A 19,783-nucleotide genomic window follows, 5' to 3' on the forward strand; every position below is an offset into this window, starting at 1 on the left:
GCTACTCCTCGCTACTCCGCAGCCGCACATTCCCGTCGTGTGCGGTGATGCGGCCACGTAACAGTGTGGTCGTGACCCGTGCGGGCAATGTCATCGACTCGTACGGAGTGTTATGCGCGACACTCGCCAGGTCTGGGCCGTGGACCGTCCACTCGGCCGACGGATCGACCAATGTCAGGTTGGCGGGCTCCCCCACCTCGATGGGACGGCCTTGATCGTCGAGTCCGACGATCGCCGCTGGGCGCTCGCTCATGACCCGGGCAACACCGCGCCAGTCCAACAGGCCGGGCTGGACCATCGTCTGCACGATGATCGAGAGCGCGGTCTCGAGGCCGAGCATTCCGGGGCGGGCGGCCGCGAATTCGCAGCACTTGTCCTGCTCGGCGTGCGGTGCATGGTCAGTCGCGACGCAGTCGATGATGCCCTCGGCCAGACCCTTGCGCAGGGCAGCAACATCGCTGGCCTCACGCAACGGCGGGTTGACCTTGTTGATCGCGTCGTACGTCTCGAGACGTGAATCATCGAGGAGCAGGTGATGCGGGGTGACCTCGGCGGTGATCGAAATCCCTTGGCTGCGAGCCCACTTCACGAGTTCGACGGTTCCGGCGGTGGATGCGTGGCAGATGTGAACGCGGGCGCCGGCGTCACGCGCGAGCAGTGCGTCACGGGCCACGATCGATTCTTCGGCTGCTCGCGGCCATCCGGCCAGGCCGAGACGCGCGGCCGTGGGGCCCTCGTGGGCGACCGCACCGACCGTCAAACGCGGTTCTTCCGCGTGCTGCGCGATCAGGACGCCCAGTGAGCTGGAGTATTCGAGCGCGCGACGCATGATCAGTGGGTCGTAGACGCAGTGACCGTCGTCGGAGAACATCTTGACCTTGCCGACGCCTGCGGCCATGGTCGCCATCTCGGCGAGCTGCTTGCCTTCCAGGCCTGCGGTGACTGCGCCGACGGGGTGGACGTCGACGAGGCCGACTTCCTGTCCGCGTCGCCAGACGTGATCGGTGATGACCACCGAATCGGCGACGGGGCTCGTGTTCGCCATCGCGAAGACCGCGGTGTATCCACCCAGAGCGGCCGCGGAGCTTCCGGTTTCGATGGTCTCGGTGTCTTCGCGACCAGGCTCACGTAGATGGGTGTGCAGGTCCACGAAGCCGGGAAGCAGGATCTGCCCGCCGGCATCGATCACCTCGGATGCCGTGGCCGGATCGAGGTCCACGCCGATCTCGAGGATCGTGCCGTCGCCGACGAGTACGTCGGTGGGCTCACCTTCTCCGTAGATCAGGACTCCGCGGAGCAGGACACTCACGGGTGATTCTCCGTTCTCGTTTCTGGTCACAGCGCACCGTCCTCCGACCCGACCAGCAGTCGGAACAAGACAGCCATGCGCATGTGTACGCCGTTGGTAACCTGTTGCAGTACAGCAGTTTTCGAGGAATCGGCGACGGCGGATGCGATCTCCATGCCGCGCAGCATCGGACCGGGGTGCAAGACCACCGCGTGGTCGGCCAGCATCGCCAGTCGCTTCTCGGACAGGCCGTAGTTGATCGAGTACTCGCGCTGCGAAGGGAAGAAGCCGCCGTTCATGCGTTCGGCCTGAACCCGCAGCATCAGCACCGCGTCGAGTCCGGGCAGTTCGGCGTCGAGCGAATGCGAGACCGTGACCGGCCACGTGTGCGCGCCGACCGGCAGCAGTGTCGGAGGCGCCACCAAGACGACCTCCGCGCCGAGCATCGAGAGCAGCAGCGCGTTGGACCGGGCCACACGGCTGTGCAGAATGTCGCCGACGATCGCGATCCGCTTGCCCTCGATGTCGCCGAGGCGCTGGCGAAGGGTCAAAGCGTCGAGAAGCGCCTGAGTTGGATGCTCATGCGTGCCGTCACCTGCGTTGATGACTGCCGGGCCACCGTCGTCGGCCGCTCCGGTCCACTTGGCGATCTGATGGGCGGCACCCGAAGCCGGATGCCGCACGATGAGGGCGTCAGCACCGGCCGCGCGCAGGGTCATCGCGGTATCGCGCAGGGATTCGCCCTTGGACACCGAGGAACTCGATGCGCTGACGTTGATGACGTCCGCGCTCATCCACTTACCGGCCACCTCGAAGGACACCCGGGTGCGCGTCGAGTTCTCGAAGAACACCGTCATGACCGTGCGTCCGCGCAGCGTCGGGAGTTTGCGTACTTCGCGGCCCAGCAGCGCCTGCTCGAAGCGTTCTGCCTCGTCGAGAAGTTCTACCGCGGACTCACGATCGAGGTCCGCGATGGAAAGAAGGTGCTTCACGCGCTCTTACCTCCGGAGATGACTACCGCTTCCCTGCCGTCGTGTTCCTGGAGGAGAACCTTGACGTCTTCTGACCTCGCGGTCGGGACGTTCTTGCCGACGTAGTCGGCGCGCAGCGGCAGTTCGCGATGACCGCGATCGACCAGCACTGCGAGTTGGACGGCCCGGGGGCGACCGAGATCGCGCAACGCATCGAGGGCGGAGCGCACGGTGCGACCGGAGAAGAGGACATCGTCCACCAGGACGACCAGAGCATTGTCGACGCCACCTTCGGGGACGGACGTGCGCTCGAGCGGGCGATGCGGCTTGGTGCGGAGATCATCACGGTAGAGCGTGATGTCGAGAGATCCGATGGGAAGACGCACACCGGAGAATTCTTCGATCTTGGCGCGCAGTCGCGTGGCGAGGGTGGTTCCGCGCGTCGGGATGCCGATCAGGACCACACGAGGGGCTGTTCCCTCGGGTCCGTCGAGTGCGGTTTTCTCGATGATCTCGTGAGCGATCCGCGCGATGGTCCGGCCCACATCCTGGGCGGACAACAATTCACGGGTCTCACTACTTGCCTCGGCACCAGCGGATGCCTTGGCGCTGCCTGGACCTGCAAGATCGGATGGGCGAGACCCTTCGGGCACGCTCATACAGCGACCTCCTTCTCCGCCTCACTGGACGGATCGTTAAAGGATGTCTGACGGTCCCCACCCTATCAGCCGACAGACCTGATCCCGCCGTGCGAGCAGCGACTTCGACCGGTTGTGTGCAGACACACAACGCGCACGGTGACACTCGCACGGCGGTGGTGGAACAGAACTTGCTACTCGGTACCCGAATCCGATTCCTGCGCGCGCTGCGAGGTCGCAGCTGCAGCCGATCGAACCTGCGGCGCAACGAGAACGACCTGACCGAGGATTCCGTTGACGAATCCCGGAGAGTCGTCCGTCGAGAGCTGCTTCGCGAGTTCGACGGCCTCGTCCACGGCGACAACCGGCGGAACGTCCGTCGCATGGAAGAGCTCCCACACGGCGATACGCAGAATCGCACGGTCGACGGCGGGCAGACGCTCGAGCGTCCAATCCTGCAGATGCGAGGAGATGACCTGATCGATCCGGTCCAGATTCTCCGCAACGCCGGACACCAACGTGACGGTGTAGGCCGCGACGGGTGCTACCGCGTCGTCCTCGACGGACAGATCGGAACGCTCCGATGCGAGCGCGACCGGATCGAGGTCACGTGCCTCGGCTTCGAAGAGGAAGTCGACGGCACGCTTGCGCGCCTTGTGGCGTGCACCGAGTTTCTTATGTGTGCCGGACACTCAGGAATTCACACGCCCGAGGTAGTTGCCGTCACGGGAATCGACCTTGAGCTTGTCACCGGTGTTGATGAAGAGCGGCACGTTGATCTCGGCACCGGTCTCGAGGGTGGCAGGCTTGGTGCCGCCGGTGGAGCGGTCGCCCTGCAGGCCCGGATCGGTGTGCTTGACGACGAGCTCGACCGTGACCGGAAGCTCGACGAAGAGGGGAACGTCTTCGTGGGTCGCGACCTGGACGGCCATGTTCTCGAGCAGGAAACGCGACTGGTCGCCGACGGTGGATTCACTGATCGACACCTGGTCGTAGGTGTCGCCGTCCATGAAGATGTAGTCGCTGCCGTCGTGGTACAGGTAGGTCATGTCACGACGGTCGACCGTGGCGGTCTCGACCTTCACACCGGCGTTGAACGTCTTGTCCACTACCTTGCCCGAGAGCACGTTCTTGAGCTTGGTGCGCACGAAGGCAGGGCCCTTGCCGGGCTTGACATGCTGGAACTCGATGATCGTCCACAGCTGGCCTTCGATCTGCAGAACCAGACCATTCTTGAAATCACTGGTGGAAGCCACTTGCTTCGCGTCTCCTAGGGGTCGGGAAACCGTCTCAGACGACGGTAAGGTCTTTTGCGGTCAGTGTGAGCAGCTCTGGCCCCTGCTCACGAACAACGAGCGTGTCCTCGATCCGTACACCTCCGCGCCCGGAGAAGTACACGCCCGGCTCGACGGTCACCGCCGCGCCGGAAAGAAGTGTACCGGTGCCGAGCTTGCCGATTCCCGGTGCTTCGTGGATTTCGAGGCCGACACCGTGGCCGAGGCCGTGCAGGAACAACTCGCCGTAGCCTGCATCGTCGATCACCGAACGGGCGGCGGCGTCCACGGCCGCACATTCGACACCCGGAGCGAGGGCATCGCAACCGGCAGCTTGTGACCGCGCGACGAGTTCGTAAATCTCCCGTTGCGAATCGGAAACGGACTCGAGCACGTACGTCCGGGTCATGTCCGAGTGGTACCCACCGACCTGTGCGCCGAAGTCGAGTTTCACGAAGTCACCCGACGCCAGGATCGCGTCGGTCGGTCGGTGATGCGGAATCGCCGAGTTGACGCCTGCCGCCACGATCGTCTCGAAGGAAATACCGTCTGCGCCGTTGTCGAGCATGAGGTTTTCCAGTTCACGACCGACCTCTCGTTCGGTTCGGCCAGGTCGCAGACCGCCGCGAGCGATCAACTGCGCCAACGCGACATCGGCTGAAGTGCATGCGGCGCGCAACAACTCCACCTCGTGCTCGTCCTTGACCATGCGCAACTGTTCGACGAGTCCACTCACCGGTTCGAACCGGATCTTCGGTGCTGCCTCGGTCCATGCGCGATGTTCGGCGAACGTCGCGACGTGTGACTCGAACGCGAGAACGGGCATCGTCGACTTCTCGATCAAGTGCGCAGCACTCGAACGGGCGATTTCAGCGCGCAGGTCCGGAACCTGCTCCGCCACCTGCGTCACGTAACGACCGTCGGTGCAGATCACCGTCGCGCGTTCGTCGGACGCCGAATCGGACGCACTGACGACGAGCGCAGCATTGGAACCGGTGAAACCGGTGAGGTACCTGATGTTGAGGAGATCTGTGACGAGAATCGCGTCGAGTTCGCGCTCCGCGAGGAGGCGTCTGAGGGATTCACGGCGTGTTCTGAAGTCGACCGGCATCCCTCGAACCTACCGCCCTGGCAGACCTGTCGATCAACTCGAAACTAACGGTTACAGCAATAAGTGTGGGTTAGGCCACAAGGTGTAATGGGTTCTAGTTAGGCTGTACCCATGAATGCGTGGTTGGTACGTGGCCTCGGCATGGCCCTGATACATGTTGTGTTTCGTGCGTTGCTCGGTGCAGCAATCGCACAGTGGCCACTTCAGGGGTCCACCCTGCGCTGGCTGTCCCTGTTGATCGTCATCGTCTTCGCCGCGATCTGGGGTGGTATCGACGGCATTCGCGACCGCCGAAACTTCCCCGAACCCGAGGACGGCGCCGATCTGACCATGCTGTGGCTCAAAGCTGCTTTGGTCGGCGGATTCGTCGCCGGCGCTGCCAGCTGGGCACTCAGCCTGGTCCCCTCCCTCGAACTCACTCAGCAGGGCTTGTTCTTCGAGGTGACCTCCGGTGCGGCGTTCACGATCCTTCTCATCTTCGTTCCTGCCATGATCGCCATCACCGTCGGACGTTTCTTCGTCAGTCGTGAGCAGCGCAAGAACGGAACCGCTCCGCAGACCCCGTCCCACGAGCGTCACCACGAACCGGTGCCCGTCAGCGAGGGCTACGACTCCCCCACCGAGCAGCACGCATACAGCGGAGCCGCCATGTCCGTCGAGGAATCCGACGCCGATACCGCGGTCTTCCCAGCGATCGATCTGGGCAAGCGCGAGCAGTAACGCCCGCCGTCTACACAATCGAATGCGGCCCCGAGGAAATTTTCCTCGGGGCCGCATTCGTGTGGTCGGCTTTTCGACTTCCCTCGTTCAGCCTCGCTCGGCGAGGAACCTGATCGCCAGCGGATACGCGGCGACGCCGAGTCCGACGATCACGCCGGTCGCAATCGGACTCAGGTAGGAATGGTGCCGAAACTCTTCTCGCGCATGAACGTTCGAGATGTGCACCTCGACGAGACCTGCGGTCAGTTCGGCGCATGCATCTCGCAGGACCACCGACGTGTGCGTCAAGCCACCGGCATTGAGGATCACCGGTTCCCCCGCGTCCGCCGCGTCGTGGATCCAACCGAGCAGATCGCCTTCGTGATCGCTCTGACGGACGATCACCTCGACGCCGAGGTCCTTACCTGCCGCGACGCACAATTCGATCAGATCGTCGTGTGTGGTCGCGCCGTAGACCTCGGGCTGACGCTTACCCAGACGCCCCAGATTGGGTCCGTTGACGACGTTGATCCTCACAGCAGGACCGTTCCGCCGGCCGGCCGAGGATCACGGGCGATCGCCGAGTACGCCGCGACCAGCAGGCTCGGATCCGGCCCTTCGAGGCGGCCCGGCTTGGCGAGGCCGTCGAGGACCACGAAACGGAGCAGCCCGGCACGGTTCTTCTTGTCGGTCTGCATTCCCTTCATCAGATCGCCGAACGCATCACCGTCGTACGACGTCGGCAGCCCGACGAGATCGAGGATCGACTTGTGACGATCGGCGGTGGCGTCGTCGAGTCGGCCCGCGAGCCGTCCGAGTTCGGCAGCGAATACCAGCCCGACGGAGACGGCAGCACCGTGGCGCCACTTGTAGCGCTCACGACGTTCGATCGCGTGACCGAGTGTGTGGCCGTAGTTGAGGATTTCGCGCAGATCCGACTCGCGCAGATCCGCGGCCACGACCTTGGCCTTGACCTCGACGGAGCGCCGAATCAGCTCGGGCAGAACAGTTCCCGACGGATCGAGAGCAGCCTTGGGATCGGCTTCGATGAGGTCCAGGATCACCGGGTCGGCGATGAATCCGGTCTTGATGACCTCGGCCATGCCTGCAACGATTTCGTTGTGCGGCACAGTCTCGAGCGTCGCGAGATCGATGAACACCGCTCCCGGCTCGTGGAACGAACCGACGAGGTTCTTGCCCGCTTCGGTGTTGATACCGGTCTTGCCGCCCACTGCTGCGTCGACCATCGCGAGCAAAGTGGTGGGGACGTGAACAACCTTGACACCACGCATCCACGTAGCCGCGACGAAGCCGGTGAGGTCGGTCGCCGCTCCCCCGCCCAAGCTCATGATCGCGTCGCTGCGAGTCAGGCCGATCCGGCCGAGCACGTCCCAGCAGAAGCCCGCGACGGCAAGATCCTTACCGTCCTCGGCGTCGGGGATTTCGATGCGGTGAGCGTCGATTCCCTTCTCCGCCAACGCAGCCCGTACAGCCTCCGCGGTCTCTGCCAGCGGCGGCTGATGGAAGATCGCGACAGTGCGCGCGCCGTCGAACTCGGCAACAAGGTCACCGAGCAGGCCGCGGCCGATCACGACCGGGTAGGGACTTGCGGTCTTCACCTCTACACGTACGGGTTCGGTCACTGCTCCACTACTCCGCTCCGGTTGTTCATTTGTCTTGAAGTTTCGACACCAATTGCCCGACGACACGCGCCGGGCTTCGGCCGTCGGTCCGAATCCGAATCGTGGCCGAACGCCGGTACAGCGGACGACGACGCCTCATCAGCTCCTGGTACTTGACCTTGGGATCTCCGCCGGCCAGCAGCGGACGATGATTGTTCGCCCCCGTGCGGCGAAGCCCTTCGGCGACACTGATCTCCAGGTAGATGACCGTGTGACCCTGGAGCAGTTCGCGCGTGCGATCGGACAGGATCGCACCACCGCCGAGCGAGACGATTCCGTCGGTGGCCTGCAACGCGTCGCGAACCACCGATTCCTCGATCTCACGAAACCGAGGCTCTCCGTCATGGGTGAAGATCTCCGGGATCGTTCTACCCGTGGTCCGTTCGATCTCGGCGTCGGTATCGACCAATTCGAGTTCGAGTGCCTGCGCGAGACGTCGACCGATGGTCGATTTGCCGGCACCGGGCGGACCGATGAGTACAGCCTTCGGCTTCATCGATACGTGAGTCCTATCGAGGCGGTCGGGCTGCGATGCCCTCGGCGTAACGACGGTAGTTGGCAGTGGTTTCAGCAATGGAATCACCACCGAACTTTTCGAGTGCGGCCTGAGCCACGACAAGCGCAACCATCGATTCGGCGACGACGCCGGCGGCCGGAACCGCGCACACATCGCTGCGCTGGTGGATGGCAACCGCTTCCTCGCCGCTCTCCATGTCGACCGTCGCCAGAGCGCGCGGAACCGTCGAGATCGGCTTCATCGCGGCGCGAACTCGAAGGGCCTCACCATTGGTCATGCCACCTTCGATACCGCCTGCGCGGTTGGTGGAGCGCACGATGCCGTCCGGGCCCGGGCGGATTTCGTCGTGAGCCTCGCTGCCACGACGGCGCGCGGTCTCGAAGCCGTCACCGACCTCGACGCCCTTGATGGCCTGAATTCCCATGAGGGCAGCGGCAAGTCGTGAATCGAGACGCTCGGCGCCACTGACGAAGGTGCCGAGTCCGACCGGCAGCCCGTGGATGACGACCTCGACGACGCCGCCGAGGGTGTCGCCGTCCTTCTTGGCCGATTCGATTTCGGCGATCATCGACTCTTCTGCAGCCTTGTCGAAGGCACGGACCGGGCTCGCGTCGATCGCGTCCAGGTCCTTGCCATCCGGCACGGGCCCGACGTACGGCTCGGAAGCACCGATGGAAATAACGTGTGAAACGACCTCGGCACCGAATACCTGACGCAGGAACGACCGTGCGACTGTTCCGGCGGCTACACGGGCTGCGGTCTCGCGAGCGCTGGCGCGCTCGAGGACGGGACGCGCGTCGTTGAAGCCGTACTTGAGCATGCCGCTGTAATCGGCGTGACCGGGACGCGGGCGCGTCAGCGGAGCATTGCGAGCCTGATCGGCGAGCAGGTCCGGGTCGACCGGGTCGGCGGACATGATGGTTTCCCACTTGGGCCACTCGGTGTTGCCGATTTCGATGGCCACGGGGCCACCGAGCGTAAATCCGTGGCGGACACCACCGATGATGGTGACCTTGTCGGCCTCGAACTTCATCCGCGCGCCACGGCCGTAACCGAGTCGACGACGGGCAAGTTCGGACGAGATGGCCTCAGAGGTCACTTCGACCCCCGCGACCATGCCCTCGAGCATCGCGACGAGGGCGGGACCATGGGATTCTCCGGCAGTTATCCAACGCAGCACGCCGACCATCTTTCCACGTCGCAGACCTCAGTTGTCACAGTGGCCCTCCGGGTGAACGCAGATGGCCCACACGCACGATGCGTGTGGGCCATCTCAGAGGTTCCTGCGGGCCTAGAACAGGCGGAATCCTCCACCGTTGGCATTGATGTCAGCCAAACCGATGTTGATGTCTGCCGAGTTGTCGGGAGCATGGAACGGCGGCGGGAGCGGCTCGAAGCAGTACGGTTCGAAGCCGTTGCTGATCAAGCCCACCAGGCGATCGCCGACGACGAGTGGTCCACCGGAGTCTCCGGGAATCGAGCACGTGTGCTCGACAATTTCACCGTAGACGGAGTCGTAGCCCCAGGTGATACCGCACGTGTTGCCGGTCGAACGGCCTTCCTTGCACACGATCGTGCCCGGTGCCGGCGGAGCGCCGATTCCGTTGATCGTCGTGCCGCCGACGGTACGTAGCGGGGCTACCTTCGCGTCGTCGAGATCGATCACCGCGATATCCGAGACCGGACTCGAGTAGGAGAACCGACCGATGGGGCCGGCTTCGGGCAGGTATTCGGCGAACACCCGGTCCCCGACAACTCCGCAGTGTCCGGCGGTGAGTGCCACGAGCGAGCCGGCGTTGTCGTATCCGACCGCGGTCAACGTGCACGCCGCAACTTGCTCCGGATCGGAATGATCCACGTCCGGCAGCAGGATTCCTGAGCCCCCGCCCAGTGCCACCGACGAAGGTGCAGGCGCGGCGCCGGCGACGCCCGCCCCTGCAGCCACAGCCGCCAAACAGGCTGCCGCAGCGACGAAAAGCCTTGTGCGCATAGGTTCCCCCGATAATCGAGTGCGAAACGAGATTCGTTTTGTCCCATTTCCGAAGCCTCAGTCAACGTCAGGGAGTGGACATTCGGCAAGTCCGACTCGCCGCATGCTGGGACTGCGCGCCTGCGATACCCGCCTTTATGAAACCGACGGTTACGTCTTTCCTGCAGATCACGGTCCGTCGTTGAATAGTCAATAACGCAAGGTTTTCCGCGGATGTTGCACTCGTCACGTCAACCAGGCAAACGCCATCGAACCGCAGGCTGCCAGGCACATTGAGGGACCGTGCGCGATGGGCGAATTGTGGGCTACCGGCCCCGACTGTCGCCGGCCCAGTTTTCGCAGTTCGATCACGACACCCAGGGTTGCGGTGAGCACCGACGCAGACACCAACGACCACAGCCAGGCGTCAGCGCCCACCAATCCGGTCAGAGCGCCCAGCGGAAGAGAGAGCTTCACATCGCCGAGACCCATCGAACCAGGCGACATCACGTGCGCCAGGAGGTGGATTCCGGCGAGCAGTGCCGATCCCACCGCAGCAACCCACACCGTTCCCGACGCCGCCGCGTAGACCATCACGACGACGTAGCTCGGCAGCGTGAAACTGTTGGGCAGCCGGCGCACAGCCAGGTCGACAGTCGAGATTGCGACGCACCACCACACCACGGCAAGACCTGAGATCAGTTGCACCACCGAGGTATTCAGTGCGCCGACAACCACCCAACCTGTGGCGACAGCGCACTGCGGCGCACAACAGCGAGTCACGGATGGTCGATAACCGTGTCGCCGCAACCAACTGTCGACGATCGCCCGAGCACCGGCGCCAGCGACTACCCCCGAGCCTGCCAAGACCACCAACGTCCACATGGTTTCGAGCTTGGTGTCTGCCGTTCACCAGCGGCACACTACGAATCGTCTTGTGGACTACCTCGACACTGTGAACAGAGCTAAGCGATAGCGGCTGCCATCGCCTCTCGCGGAGCGGGCTTGCCCGTGAACTGCTCTACCTGCCCGAAGGCCTGATTGAGCAACATCTCGAGGCCACCGATCACTGTGCCACCAGCCGCCTCGACAGCCGAAGCGAGTGGCGTCGGCCAAGGGTTGTAGATCGCGTCGAGGACAAATCGCGCCTTTCCCAATTGCTGAGCAAAGGGCGCTGCCGCATCCGCGGGAACGGTACTGACCAAGACCGAGGATTCGGCACAGATCCCGCCCAGCCGTGCGTCGTCGAAGGTGACCAGATCAATGTCCAACCCGACCGCGCCGCCGCATTCGACGGCCCCGGACGCACGTCCCGGATCACGCGCGACCACGGTGACTGCCCGAACTCCCATGTCGGCCAACGCGACCAGCGCCGGACGCGCGGTGCCTCCCGCGCCGACAACTACCGCCGAAGTCCCGCTGAGATCGCCGACACCGCCGGCGATCAACGCACCGCTGACTCCGTCGACGTCCGTGCAGTCGGCACGCCAACCGCCCTCGATGCGAACCAAGGTGTTGGCCGAGCCGATGGTCACCGCTCGCGGTGTGCGTTCGGTGGCATATTCGAGTGCCGCGATCTTGCCCGGCATCGTCACGGAGAGGCCGACCCATTCGGGGCCGAGTGAGTCAACGAGGGCAGGCAACTGCTCGCCGGTGCATTCGATCCGCTCGTAAGTCCAATCGCTCAGCCCCAAAGCCTCGTACGCGGCCAGATGCAGCAACGGCGACTTCGAGTGAGCGATCGGACTTCCGAGAACTGCCGCCTTACGCGGCGTCTCGAGTGCTGTTGCGGTACTACCGTCCACTGTCGAGAATCCCACTTTGCTGTGCCAGTTCGATGTTGGCCAGATGCTCCTCGTAACTCTTGGTGAAGAGCGTCTGGCCTTCCTTGTTGATCGTGACGAAGTACAACCAGTCACCGGCCGCCGGCGATTCCACGGCCTTCAGCGCGTCGATGCTCGGCGAAGCAATAGGCGTCGCAGGCAGACCGGGCATTGCGTACGTGTTCCAGGGGGTGACGCGCTCACGGTCGGCATCCGTCGTGGCAACTTCGGTGGTGTCGAGTGAGTAGTTGACCGTGGAGTCGAACTGCAAAGGCTGATCGACTGCGAGTCGGTTGACGATCACCCGCGCGACCTTGGCCATGTCGCCAGGCAATGCCTCACGCTCGACCAGCGACGCTGCAACCAACAACTGGTACGGCGACATTCCGACTCCGCTGCCTGCTGTCAGGATCCCGGTGGCCTCGTACTTGGCGGCGCTGCCCTCGACCAACGAACGCAGGATCTCGGTGGGCGTCGCAGTGGGATCGAAATCCCAACTGCTGGCGGCGATCAAACCTTCGAGCTGACGATCCTTGTCCGGAACACTTTTGACCGACGACATCGCCCAGTCCGGCACACCGAGCGAAGCCAGATCGGAAGATGCTCCCGCAGTGTTCAATTCGTCTGTCGAGACACATTTCTGAGCAGAAACCGGGCCGACACAACTCGCCTCGGAAATCAGGTTGTATATGCCCTTCTTGAGCGAGCCGGTCTGCGCGTCCGAACTGTCGTGCAGCTGACGCCCTTCGGCGATGACAACACTGCCGACACGGGAGTCCGGGGCAACCAAACTGTCGAGTGCGCTCGCGGCACTACTCTGCACCGGCACCTGGTAGAAGCCGGGTTGTACCTTCTGGATCTCCGACGGATTGGCGATCGCAGCGTTGTAGAAAGCAGCCGAACTCGCGACGACGTTCTTCGCCTCCAGCGTCGCACCGATCTCCGATGCGGTTTCTCCACTGTTGATCTGGATGACCACGGGTGCGCCGCCCGGGCCGGCGAAGTCCTCCGCGGCCTTGTTGCGATCCATGTACCAGAGGGCACCGTAGGCACCGACACCGAGAACCGCGATCACCAACACCAGGAGAGCGAGAACACCAACCTTCTTACCTCGCTTGGCGCGCTTGTTGCGCGCTTCGCGTTGCTTGCGTGCCTCCGCTCGCGACATATGCGGCGGATCGATATTCTGCGGCAACGCACGCATGACCATGGTCTCGTCGTTGTCGAAGTCGAACGAACTGGTGGGCCGGCTTCCGCCGCCCTCATCCCACCGCGCGTTCACAGATCGCCCTCCAGTGCAGCGTCCTTCGACGACTCCCCTGGTTTCACAGCTCTACTCCGCTCGTCCAGCCAGCCTTGCAGGATTTCCACCGCCGCAGCCTGATCGATCATCGGCCGCTGGCCGCGTGCCTTGACTCCACTTTCGCGGAGGTTGCGCGCAGCCGTGACGGTCGTCAGTCGTTCGTCGGACAATCTCACCGGGATCGGTTCGACGGCCCGCTGCAGTCGTTTGGCGAATGCAGTCGCGATACCGGCGGCTTTACCTTGCTCACCGCGCAGCGTCTGTGGCAGTCCGACGATAACCTCAACGGCCTCGTATTCGGACACGATGGCGATAATGCGCCGGATATCCGGCGCGTCGGGCCCACGCTCCTTCGAGCGTGCAACCGTTTCCACCGGTGTCGCGAGGATGCCGTCGGGGTCGCTTGACGCGACGCCGATGCGAACACTGCCGACGTCGATGGCGATGCGCCGCCCGCGACCAGGGTCGTCGATGCCGGGGCGATCGGGACCCTGCTGCGTAGCCACCACCGTCAGCTGCCGCCCGCCAGCTCTCCGACTCTGTCCCGGATCGCATCGAGCGCCGCCGGGATTCCGGCAGAGTCCGAACCCGAGCCCTGGGCCATGTCGGGCTTTCCGCCGCCGCGGCCACCGATCTTGGGACCGAAGGACGCGACAAGCTCGCCGGCCTTCACACCGAGACCCTGGGCCGCCTTGCTGGATGCGACCACGAACGGGACCTTGCCGTCGACGTCACCGAGGAGAGCTACGACGGCGGGTTCGGAGCCGAGTCGGCCCTTGATGTCCGTGACGAGGCTGCGCAGATCGTTGCCGCCGACTCCCGCGGGAGCAGGCTCGGCAATGACCAGGACGCTACCGATGCGCTTGGCCTTGGCGACGTACTCGCCTGCCGACGCCAGCACAGCCTTGGCCTTGGTCTGCTCGAGTTCCTTCTCGGCCACCTTGAGTCGCTCGACGAGCGCCTCGACGCGGGCGGGTACCTCTTCCGAAGGAACCTTCAGTGAGGAGGAGAGTCCGGCGAGGAGAGCGCGTTCCTTGGCGAGGTAGCGGTAGGAGTCCAAACCGACGTACGCCTCGACGCGTCGGATTCCGGAGCCGACCGACTGCTCACCGAGCAGCGTGACCTGACCGATCTGGGCGGAGCTTCCGACGTGAGTACCGCCGCACAGTTCCATCGAGAACGGACCGCCGATTTCGACAACGCGAACCTCGTCGCCGTAGTTCTCACCGAAGAGTGCCATCGCACCCATCGCCTTGGCCTTGTCGAGATCCGTGACAAATGTGTTGACCGCGTAGTTGGACGCCACGGCTTCGTTGGTGAGTGCCTCGATGTCCTGCTTCTGGGAGTCGGACAGCGCACCCTGCCAGGAGAAGTCGAAGCGGAGGTAGCCCGGCTTGTTGAGCGAGCCCGCCTGCACCGCGTTGGGGCCGAGCACCTGACGCAGCGCCGCGTGCACCATGTGGGTACCGGAGTGCCCCTGGGTTGCACCCTTGCGCCACTCGGCGTCGACGTGCGCGAGCACGACGTCGCCCTCGGTGATCTCGCCCTTCTGCACCGTGACCTTGTGCGTCCAGACCTTCTTGGCGATCTTCTGCACGTCGTTGACCTTGGCTTCGAGGCCCGGCGCGGTGAGCGAACCGATGTCGGCGATCTGTCCACCGGACTCGGCGTAGAGCGGGCTGCGGTCGAGGATTACCTCGACGTCCTGACCGGCCTTCGCAACCGGCACGCGGACACCGTCGACGATCAGTGCGAGGACGTGAGCCTCGGAGACGAGCTCGTCGAAACCGGTGAACTCGGTGGCACCTCGATCGAGCAGTTCCTTGTAGACCGTGAGGTCCGCATGCGCGTGCTTGCGCGCTTGAGCGTCGTCCTTGGCGCGCTTGCGCTGCTCGGCCATGAGCGTGCGGAAGCCGTCTTCGTCGACGGTGAGACCGGCCTCGGATGCCATTTCGAGCGTGAGGTCGATCGGGAAGCCGTAGGTGTCGTGCAGTGCAAACGCCTGATCGCCGGCGATGACCGACTTTCCGGACGACTTGACCGTCTCGGCAGCATTCTCGAACAGGGCCGAACCCGACGCCAGCGTCTTGAGGAACGCGGTCTCCTCACCGACGGCAACGTTCTCGATGCGCGTGAAGTCGGTTTCCAGAACCGGGTACGACGGCGCCATCGTGTCGCGGACGACGATCATGAACTCGCGCATGGTGGGCTGCTCGCTGCCGAGCAGTTTGGCCGAGCGCACGATACGACGCAGCAACCGGCGCAGGACGTATCCGCGGCCGTAGTTGCCGGGGTTCACACCGTCGGCGATCAACATCGCGGCGGTGCGTGCGTGGTCGGCGATGACGCGGAAACGGACGTCAGAAGTGTGATCGGTCCCGTACACGCTGCCGGTCAGCTCGGCAGCCTTGTCGATGACGGGGCGGAGAAGGTCTGTCTCGTAGACGTTTTCGACGCCCTGCAGGAGGAACGCAACGCGCTCGACGCCCATGCCGGTGTCGATGTTCTTCTTCGGCAGCGGTCCGAGGATCGGGTAGTCGCCCTTGTTGGTGCCCTCGCCGCGCTCGTTCTGCATGAACACGAGGTTCCAGATCTCGATGTAGCGATCCTCGTCGGCTTCCGGGCCACCCTCGACGCCGTACTCGGCGCCGCGGTCGTAGAAGATCTCCGAGCAGGGGCCGCACGGTCCGGGAATGCCCATGGACCAGTAGTTGTCCTTCATGCCGCGGCGCTGGATGCGCTCTTCGGGCACACCGACCTCGTCGCGCCAGATCGAGAACGCTTCGTCGTCGTCGAGATAGACGGTTGCCCACAAGCGCGTGGGATCGATGCCGTATCCGCCGTCCTCGACCGAACCTGTCAGCAACTGCCAGGCGTGGGAGATGGCTTCCTTCTTGAAGTAGTCACCGAAGGAGAAGTTGCCCGCCATCTGGAAGAAGGTGTTGTGGCGGGTGGTGATGCCGACCTCTTCGATGTCCAGGGTGCGGACACACTTCTGCACAGACGTCGCGCGCGAATAGGACGGCGTCTGCTGCCCGAGGAAGAACGGCACGAACGGAACCATGCCCGCGTTGACGAACAGAAGGTTCGGGTCGTCGAGAATCAGCGAGGCGCTGGGCACCTCGGTGTGGCCGGCCTTGACGAAGTGGTCGAGGAATCGCCTGCGGATCTCGTGGGTTTGCACTAACCGGTCCTTACCTTCAAGAGCGTCGAGCTATGGGTGTCCAGACTAACGCGTCGACCGGTGGAACCTGGCAGGCGTCAGCCACGAACGATTCGGCGGAGTTTGCTCACCCGATCGGCGATCTCTCGCTCGTTGCCGTGTGCGGTGGGCTGGTAATAGTCGACACCCACCAGATCGTCCGGTGGATACTGTTGCCGCAGAACACCATCACGTGTGTCGTGCGGGTACTTGTATCCGACTGCGTTGCCCAATTGCTCGGCACCCTTGTAGTGCCCGTCACGCAGATGCTGCGGTACCAGTCCGGATTTTCCGGCGGCCACGTCGGCCATGGCCGCACCGAGAGCGGCGATCACCGCACCCGATTTGGGAGCCGTCGCCAGATGAATGGTGGCCTGTGCCAGCGCCAGACGAGCCTCCGGCATACCGATCAGCTGCACTGCCTGGGCAGCGGCGGTGGCAGTCTGCAGCGCCATCGGGTCCGCCATGCCGATGTCCTCGCTGGCATGAACCACCAGACGCCTCGCGATGAAACGAGGGTCTTCGCCCGCGGTCAGCATCCGAGCGAGGTAGTGCAGGGCGGCATCGACGTCGGAGCCGCGAATGCTCTTGATGAAGGCGCTGATGACGTCGTAGTGCTGATCTCCGGCACGGTCGTACCGAACCGCGGCCTTGTCGACACTGGCCTCGACGGTCGCTAGGTCGAGCACCACTGGGCCCGAAGAGTCACCGGCCGTGTCCAGTGCAGCTCCGGCAGCGGCCTCGAGTGCCGTCAGGGCTCGGCGTGCGTCACCGGCCGCCAGACGAACGAGGTGTTCCATCGCGTCGTCGTCGATCGCGATCGCTCCCCCGAACCCGCGCTCGTCGGCGACCGCACGCTCGAGCAGTTCCTGGACATCCGCAGCGGTGAGCGATTGCAGTTGCAGGACCAACGAGCGCGACAACAGCGCGGAGACGACCGAGAAGGACGGGTTCTCGGTGGTCGCGCCGACCAGGAGCACGATCCGGTTCTCGACCGCGGCGAGCAAGGCGTCCTGCTGGGTTTTGGAGAAACGATGGACCTCGTCGATGAACAAGACGGTCTGTTCGCCGTTCAGCAGACGACGGCGGGCAAGTTCGATGACACCGCGGACTTCCTTGACGCCGGCGGACAGGGCAGACAATGCCTCGAACCGACGGCCGGTAGCGCCCGAGATCAACGACGCGAGCGTGGTCTTGCCGGTGCCGGGAGGTCCGTACAGAAGTACCGATGCAGCGCCGGACCCCTCGACCATTCTGCGCAGCGGAGCACCAGGGCCGAGCAGGTGCTGTTGACCGACAACTTCACCGAGAGTGAGGGGGCGCATGCGGACGGCCAGAGGAGCACCAGGCGGCACCGAGGACAACGCGCGCTCGGCGACAGACACGACATCGGGTTCGTCGACGATCGCGGATTCCTCCGGAGTTGCCTCGAACAGGCCGTCTTCCGCCACCACGCCGTCTTTCGCCCCCACACTGTCTTCCGCTTGCCAATCGCTCACGAATCGACGCTACTAGAGACCACCGACGCTTGACACAACCCGCAGTTCCGCCAGCCCTCACGTCCTCGGCAAAGGCGCTGTAATAGCGTTGTCGCCATGAGCACCTCCGAGATCGCCACCGTCCTCGCGTGGCACGATGCACTCAACTCCCAAGACATCGACACGCTTCTGCAGTTGTCGAGTGACGACATCGAGGTAGGCGGCCCCAAGGGCGCGAGCCAGGGACTCGCTGCCCTGCGCGAGTGGGCCACCAACGCCGGCATCACGCTCGTCCCCGGGAAGATGTACGTCCACCATGGCGTGGTCGTCGTCGAACAGACCGCAACGTGGGCGGCCGAACCGGACAAGTCCGCGACCCTGGCCTCGGCTTTCCGAGTCGTGGCCGACCAGGTGACGTCGACGTTCCGCCATCCTGATCTGGCGACGGCGCTCGCGGCGACGGACCTGTCCGAGAACGATCTGGTCTCCGACAACTGAGCGGACTCGACCGAAAAAGGGCGCTCGTGCTGCATGCACGGGCGCCCTTCTGCGTGTGATCAGTCAGAAACTCAACTGAACTCGGTGCGCAGCGCCGCCACGACGTCGCGGGCGTGTGCCTCGACGGCGTCGTTGCCGGCGAGCTTCGCCGAACGCGCGAGTCTTGCCCAGCGTCCCACCAGTGCGTCGGCCCGTGGAATCGAGAGATAGTGCTCGCGGACAGCGGCGATACGTGAATGATCCTCGGGCAGGTACAGATAGGTGCTGAGCCAGACCCAGATGAGTTGGGCCTCGACGATCCTGCGCCCCAATTCGGCCTCGTCGGCCAGGGCCGGCCACATCCCGACGACCTCGGCCCGCCAGGCATCGACCATCGCCGACGCCCGCTCTTCGGTCAGGTCGATGTTGCACAGGCAACCGGGGAACGACACCAACGCGTAGGTGATGTCGAGGAGGGCGTCCCGGTAGCCACCCCACTCGTAGTCGAGGAACTGCACGCCGTCGTCGTTGACGATGATGTTGTCTGGGCACAGGTCCGACGGACTGAAGGCGCGGAATCGACCGCCACTGAACAGTGTCTGCGCGTGCTGAACCTGCTCGAGAATGTCCGAACTCACATCGATGCCGAGACTTTCCACCAACATCGCGGGAACACCGGCCACTGCGCGTCCCACCTGATCCGCCACTTCATCGGAGCAATGGGCGACCTCGGCTCGACGCAGCAGTGCGGTGAAGTCGTCCTCACGGCCGACGGTCGCGGCGTGCATGCGCCCCATGGCCTGCGCCATGGCCATCAGCGTGTGAGTGACGGTGTCCGGGTCGGAGTCTTCGAGTCGGACGCTGATTGCGGTGGCGTCGCCGAGATCACTCAGGATCAAGAGGCGAGCATCGAGGTCGGACGCCAACAGTTCGGCGCCGGGGCGTGCGTCCTTGGCAAGCGCGTTGGCGAACTGATACGACACCGCTTCACGAAGGAAAGCGGTCTCGACGTCGAAGTCACCTTCGGACGCGGCGGGGAGCGCAATCGCGGTTTTGGTGGCTCCCTGGAAGTTGTCGCGGACCTGCTTGATCACCAGCGTTCGAGGCAGCGAGAACGGGTTCTCGGCGACACGTACGCGTAGCACGACGGTGCGGCCACTCCCCCCGAGATCGACTGGATCCACCAGGGTTACGGGTGCCCCTGTGCGGCGTGTCAGCAACTGCTCAGCAGCTGCGACGACTTCGGAAACGGGGTCTGCCAGTAATGCGGTCATCACCGACCAACTTACCCGTTAGTGACTCCGATCATGCCCAGCTCATCCACTCACAGCGGCGAATTCAAGCTCTCACA

General features: G+C 64.2%; 20 protein-coding genes. 2 read left to right on the forward strand and 18 right to left on the reverse strand.

The annotated features are described in order from the left end of the window. Window position 1: 1 nt before the first annotated feature. The 6 genes from AC2ETI_RS01355 to AC2ETI_RS01380 form a co-directional block, all read right to left on the reverse strand. Window positions 2-1,339, reverse strand: a complete 1,338-nt coding sequence (locus tag AC2ETI_RS01355) for a dihydroorotase (protein ID WP_007728012.1) — start codon at window positions 1,337-1,339, stop codon at window positions 2-4. Beyond that, window positions 1,336-2,280 (reverse strand): aspartate carbamoyltransferase catalytic subunit, encoded by a 945-nt coding sequence (locus AC2ETI_RS01360; RefSeq protein WP_003944883.1) that lies wholly within the window; start codon window positions 2,278-2,280, stop codon window positions 1,336-1,338. The genes AC2ETI_RS01355 and AC2ETI_RS01360 overlap by 4 nt, the downstream gene beginning before the upstream one ends. Continuing rightward, window positions 2,277-2,918 (reverse strand): bifunctional pyr operon transcriptional regulator/uracil phosphoribosyltransferase PyrR, encoded by a 642-nt coding sequence (pyrR, locus tag AC2ETI_RS01365; protein ID WP_020907698.1) that lies wholly within the window; start codon window positions 2,916-2,918, stop codon window positions 2,277-2,279. The genes AC2ETI_RS01360 and pyrR overlap by 4 nt, the downstream gene beginning before the upstream one ends. Before the next feature lie 173 nt (window positions 2,919-3,091). Beyond that, window positions 3,092-3,589 carry a transcription antitermination factor NusB gene (gene nusB, locus AC2ETI_RS01370; RefSeq protein WP_477846743.1) on the reverse strand — a complete coding sequence of 166 codons (498 nt, stop codon included), beginning with the start codon at window positions 3,587-3,589 and terminating at the stop codon, window positions 3,092-3,094. Next, window positions 3,590-4,153 (reverse strand): elongation factor P, encoded by a 564-nt coding sequence (efp, locus tag AC2ETI_RS01375; RefSeq protein ID WP_003944958.1) that lies wholly within the window; start codon window positions 4,151-4,153, stop codon window positions 3,590-3,592. Window positions 4,154-4,187: 34 nt separating this feature from the next. Beyond that, window positions 4,188-5,282 (reverse strand): M24 family metallopeptidase, encoded by a 1,095-nt coding sequence (locus tag AC2ETI_RS01380; protein WP_483633474.1) that lies wholly within the window; start codon window positions 5,280-5,282, stop codon window positions 4,188-4,190. 111 nt (window positions 5,283-5,393) lie between these two features. On the opposite strand from AC2ETI_RS01380, the gene AC2ETI_RS01385 reads away from it, so the two are divergent. Then, window positions 5,394-6,002, forward strand: coding sequence for a B-4DMT family transporter (locus tag AC2ETI_RS01385; protein WP_019748369.1), 609 nt, complete (start codon window positions 5,394-5,396; stop codon window positions 6,000-6,002). An 87-nt stretch (window positions 6,003-6,089) separates the two neighbouring features. On the opposite strand, the gene aroQ is transcribed toward AC2ETI_RS01385, so the two are convergent. The 11 genes from aroQ to AC2ETI_RS01440 all read right to left on the reverse strand — a co-directional run bounded on the left by aroQ (window position 6,090) and on the right by AC2ETI_RS01440 (window position 17,949). Beyond that, window positions 6,090-6,518 carry a type II 3-dehydroquinate dehydratase gene (gene aroQ / locus AC2ETI_RS01390; protein ID WP_020907695.1) on the reverse strand — a complete coding sequence of 143 codons (429 nt, stop codon included), beginning with the start codon at window positions 6,516-6,518 and terminating at the stop codon, window positions 6,090-6,092. Continuing rightward, entirely contained in the window at window positions 6,515-7,624 is a 1,110-nt protein-coding gene (gene aroB, locus AC2ETI_RS01395; RefSeq protein WP_020907694.1) for a 3-dehydroquinate synthase, read from the reverse strand. Before aroB ends, aroQ begins: the two co-directional genes overlap by 4 nt. Before the next feature lie 25 nt (window positions 7,625-7,649). Further along, on the reverse strand, window positions 7,650-8,159 hold the full coding sequence (locus AC2ETI_RS01400; protein ID WP_020907693.1) for a shikimate kinase: 510 nt from the start codon (window positions 8,157-8,159) through the stop codon (window positions 7,650-7,652). 13 nt (window positions 8,160-8,172) lie between these two features. Then, window positions 8,173-9,360 carry a chorismate synthase gene (gene aroC / locus AC2ETI_RS01405; RefSeq protein WP_024487252.1) on the reverse strand — a complete coding sequence of 396 codons (1,188 nt, stop codon included), beginning with the start codon at window positions 9,358-9,360 and terminating at the stop codon, window positions 8,173-8,175. A 111-nt stretch (window positions 9,361-9,471) separates the two neighbouring features. Beyond that, on the reverse strand, window positions 9,472-10,170 hold the full coding sequence (locus AC2ETI_RS01410) for a S1 family peptidase (RefSeq protein ID WP_020907692.1): 699 nt from the start codon (window positions 10,168-10,170) through the stop codon (window positions 9,472-9,474). Window positions 10,171-10,395: 225 nt separating this feature from the next. Next, window positions 10,396-11,034: a prepilin peptidase gene (locus AC2ETI_RS01415; RefSeq protein WP_483633475.1), complete on the reverse strand. Its 639-nt coding sequence runs from the start codon at window positions 11,032-11,034 to the stop codon at window positions 10,396-10,398. 80 nt (window positions 11,035-11,114) lie between these two features. Beyond that, window positions 11,115-11,954, reverse strand: coding sequence for a shikimate dehydrogenase (locus tag AC2ETI_RS01420; protein ID WP_256064594.1), 840 nt, complete (start codon window positions 11,952-11,954; stop codon window positions 11,115-11,117). Continuing rightward, window positions 11,944-13,254 carry an endolytic transglycosylase MltG gene (gene mltG, locus AC2ETI_RS01425; RefSeq protein ID WP_019748362.1) on the reverse strand — a complete coding sequence of 437 codons (1,311 nt, stop codon included), beginning with the start codon at window positions 13,252-13,254 and terminating at the stop codon, window positions 11,944-11,946. The genes AC2ETI_RS01420 and mltG overlap by 11 nt, the downstream gene beginning before the upstream one ends. Further along, window positions 13,251-13,784: a Holliday junction resolvase RuvX gene (gene ruvX, locus AC2ETI_RS01430; RefSeq protein ID WP_151532193.1), complete on the reverse strand. Its 534-nt coding sequence runs from the start codon at window positions 13,782-13,784 to the stop codon at window positions 13,251-13,253. The genes mltG and ruvX overlap by 4 nt, the downstream gene beginning before the upstream one ends. Before the next feature lie 2 nt (window positions 13,785-13,786). Continuing rightward, the gene (alaS, locus tag AC2ETI_RS01435; protein ID WP_019748361.1) at window positions 13,787-16,459 is read right to left on the reverse strand and encodes an alanine--tRNA ligase; all 2,673 of its coding nucleotides are present in this window, start codon (window positions 16,457-16,459) and stop codon (window positions 13,787-13,789) included. Window positions 16,460-16,536: 77 nt separating this feature from the next. Beyond that, window positions 16,537-17,949, reverse strand: coding sequence for a replication-associated recombination protein A (locus AC2ETI_RS01440; protein WP_446837475.1), 1,413 nt, complete (start codon window positions 17,947-17,949; stop codon window positions 16,537-16,539). Window positions 17,950-18,072: 123 nt separating this feature from the next. On the opposite strand from AC2ETI_RS01440, the gene AC2ETI_RS01445 reads away from it, so the two are divergent. Continuing rightward, window positions 18,073-18,453 (forward strand): nuclear transport factor 2 family protein, encoded by a 381-nt coding sequence (locus AC2ETI_RS01445; protein WP_019748359.1) that lies wholly within the window; start codon window positions 18,073-18,075, stop codon window positions 18,451-18,453. A 71-nt stretch (window positions 18,454-18,524) separates the two neighbouring features. On the opposite strand, the gene AC2ETI_RS01450 is transcribed toward AC2ETI_RS01445, so the two are convergent. Further along, a complete protein-coding gene (locus tag AC2ETI_RS01450) occupies window positions 18,525-19,706 on the reverse strand; it encodes a protein kinase family protein (RefSeq protein WP_024487255.1) in 1,182 nt (393 codons plus the stop codon). Between the last annotated feature and the right edge of the window lie 77 nt (window positions 19,707-19,783).

This window comes from Rhodococcus sp. MurmanLake-1 (assembly GCF_056945715.1).

Coding starts and splice junctions, on each gene's coding strand:
- AC2ETI_RS01450 (WP_024487255.1), bottom strand. CDS start 19,706: ATGACCGCATTACTGGCAGACCCCGTTTCCGAAGTCGTCGCAGCTGCT.
- AC2ETI_RS01445 (WP_019748359.1), top strand. CDS start 18,073: ATGAGCACCTCCGAGATCGCCACCGTCCTCGCGTGGCACGATGCACTC.
- pyrR (WP_020907698.1), bottom strand. CDS start 2,918: ATGAGCGTGCCCGAAGGGTCTCGCCCATCCGATCTTGCAGGTCCAGGC.
- AC2ETI_RS01385 (WP_019748369.1), top strand. CDS start 5,394: ATGAATGCGTGGTTGGTACGTGGCCTCGGCATGGCCCTGATACATGTT.
- AC2ETI_RS01410 (WP_020907692.1), bottom strand. CDS start 10,170: ATGCGCACAAGGCTTTTCGTCGCTGCGGCAGCCTGTTTGGCGGCTGTG.
- AC2ETI_RS01400 (WP_020907693.1), bottom strand. CDS start 8,159: ATGAAGCCGAAGGCTGTACTCATCGGTCCGCCCGGTGCCGGCAAATCG.
- AC2ETI_RS01380 (WP_483633474.1), bottom strand. CDS start 5,282: ATGCCGGTCGACTTCAGAACACGCCGTGAATCCCTCAGACGCCTCCTC.
- AC2ETI_RS01415 (WP_483633475.1), bottom strand. CDS start 11,034: ATGTGGACGTTGGTGGTCTTGGCAGGCTCGGGGGTAGTCGCTGGCGCC.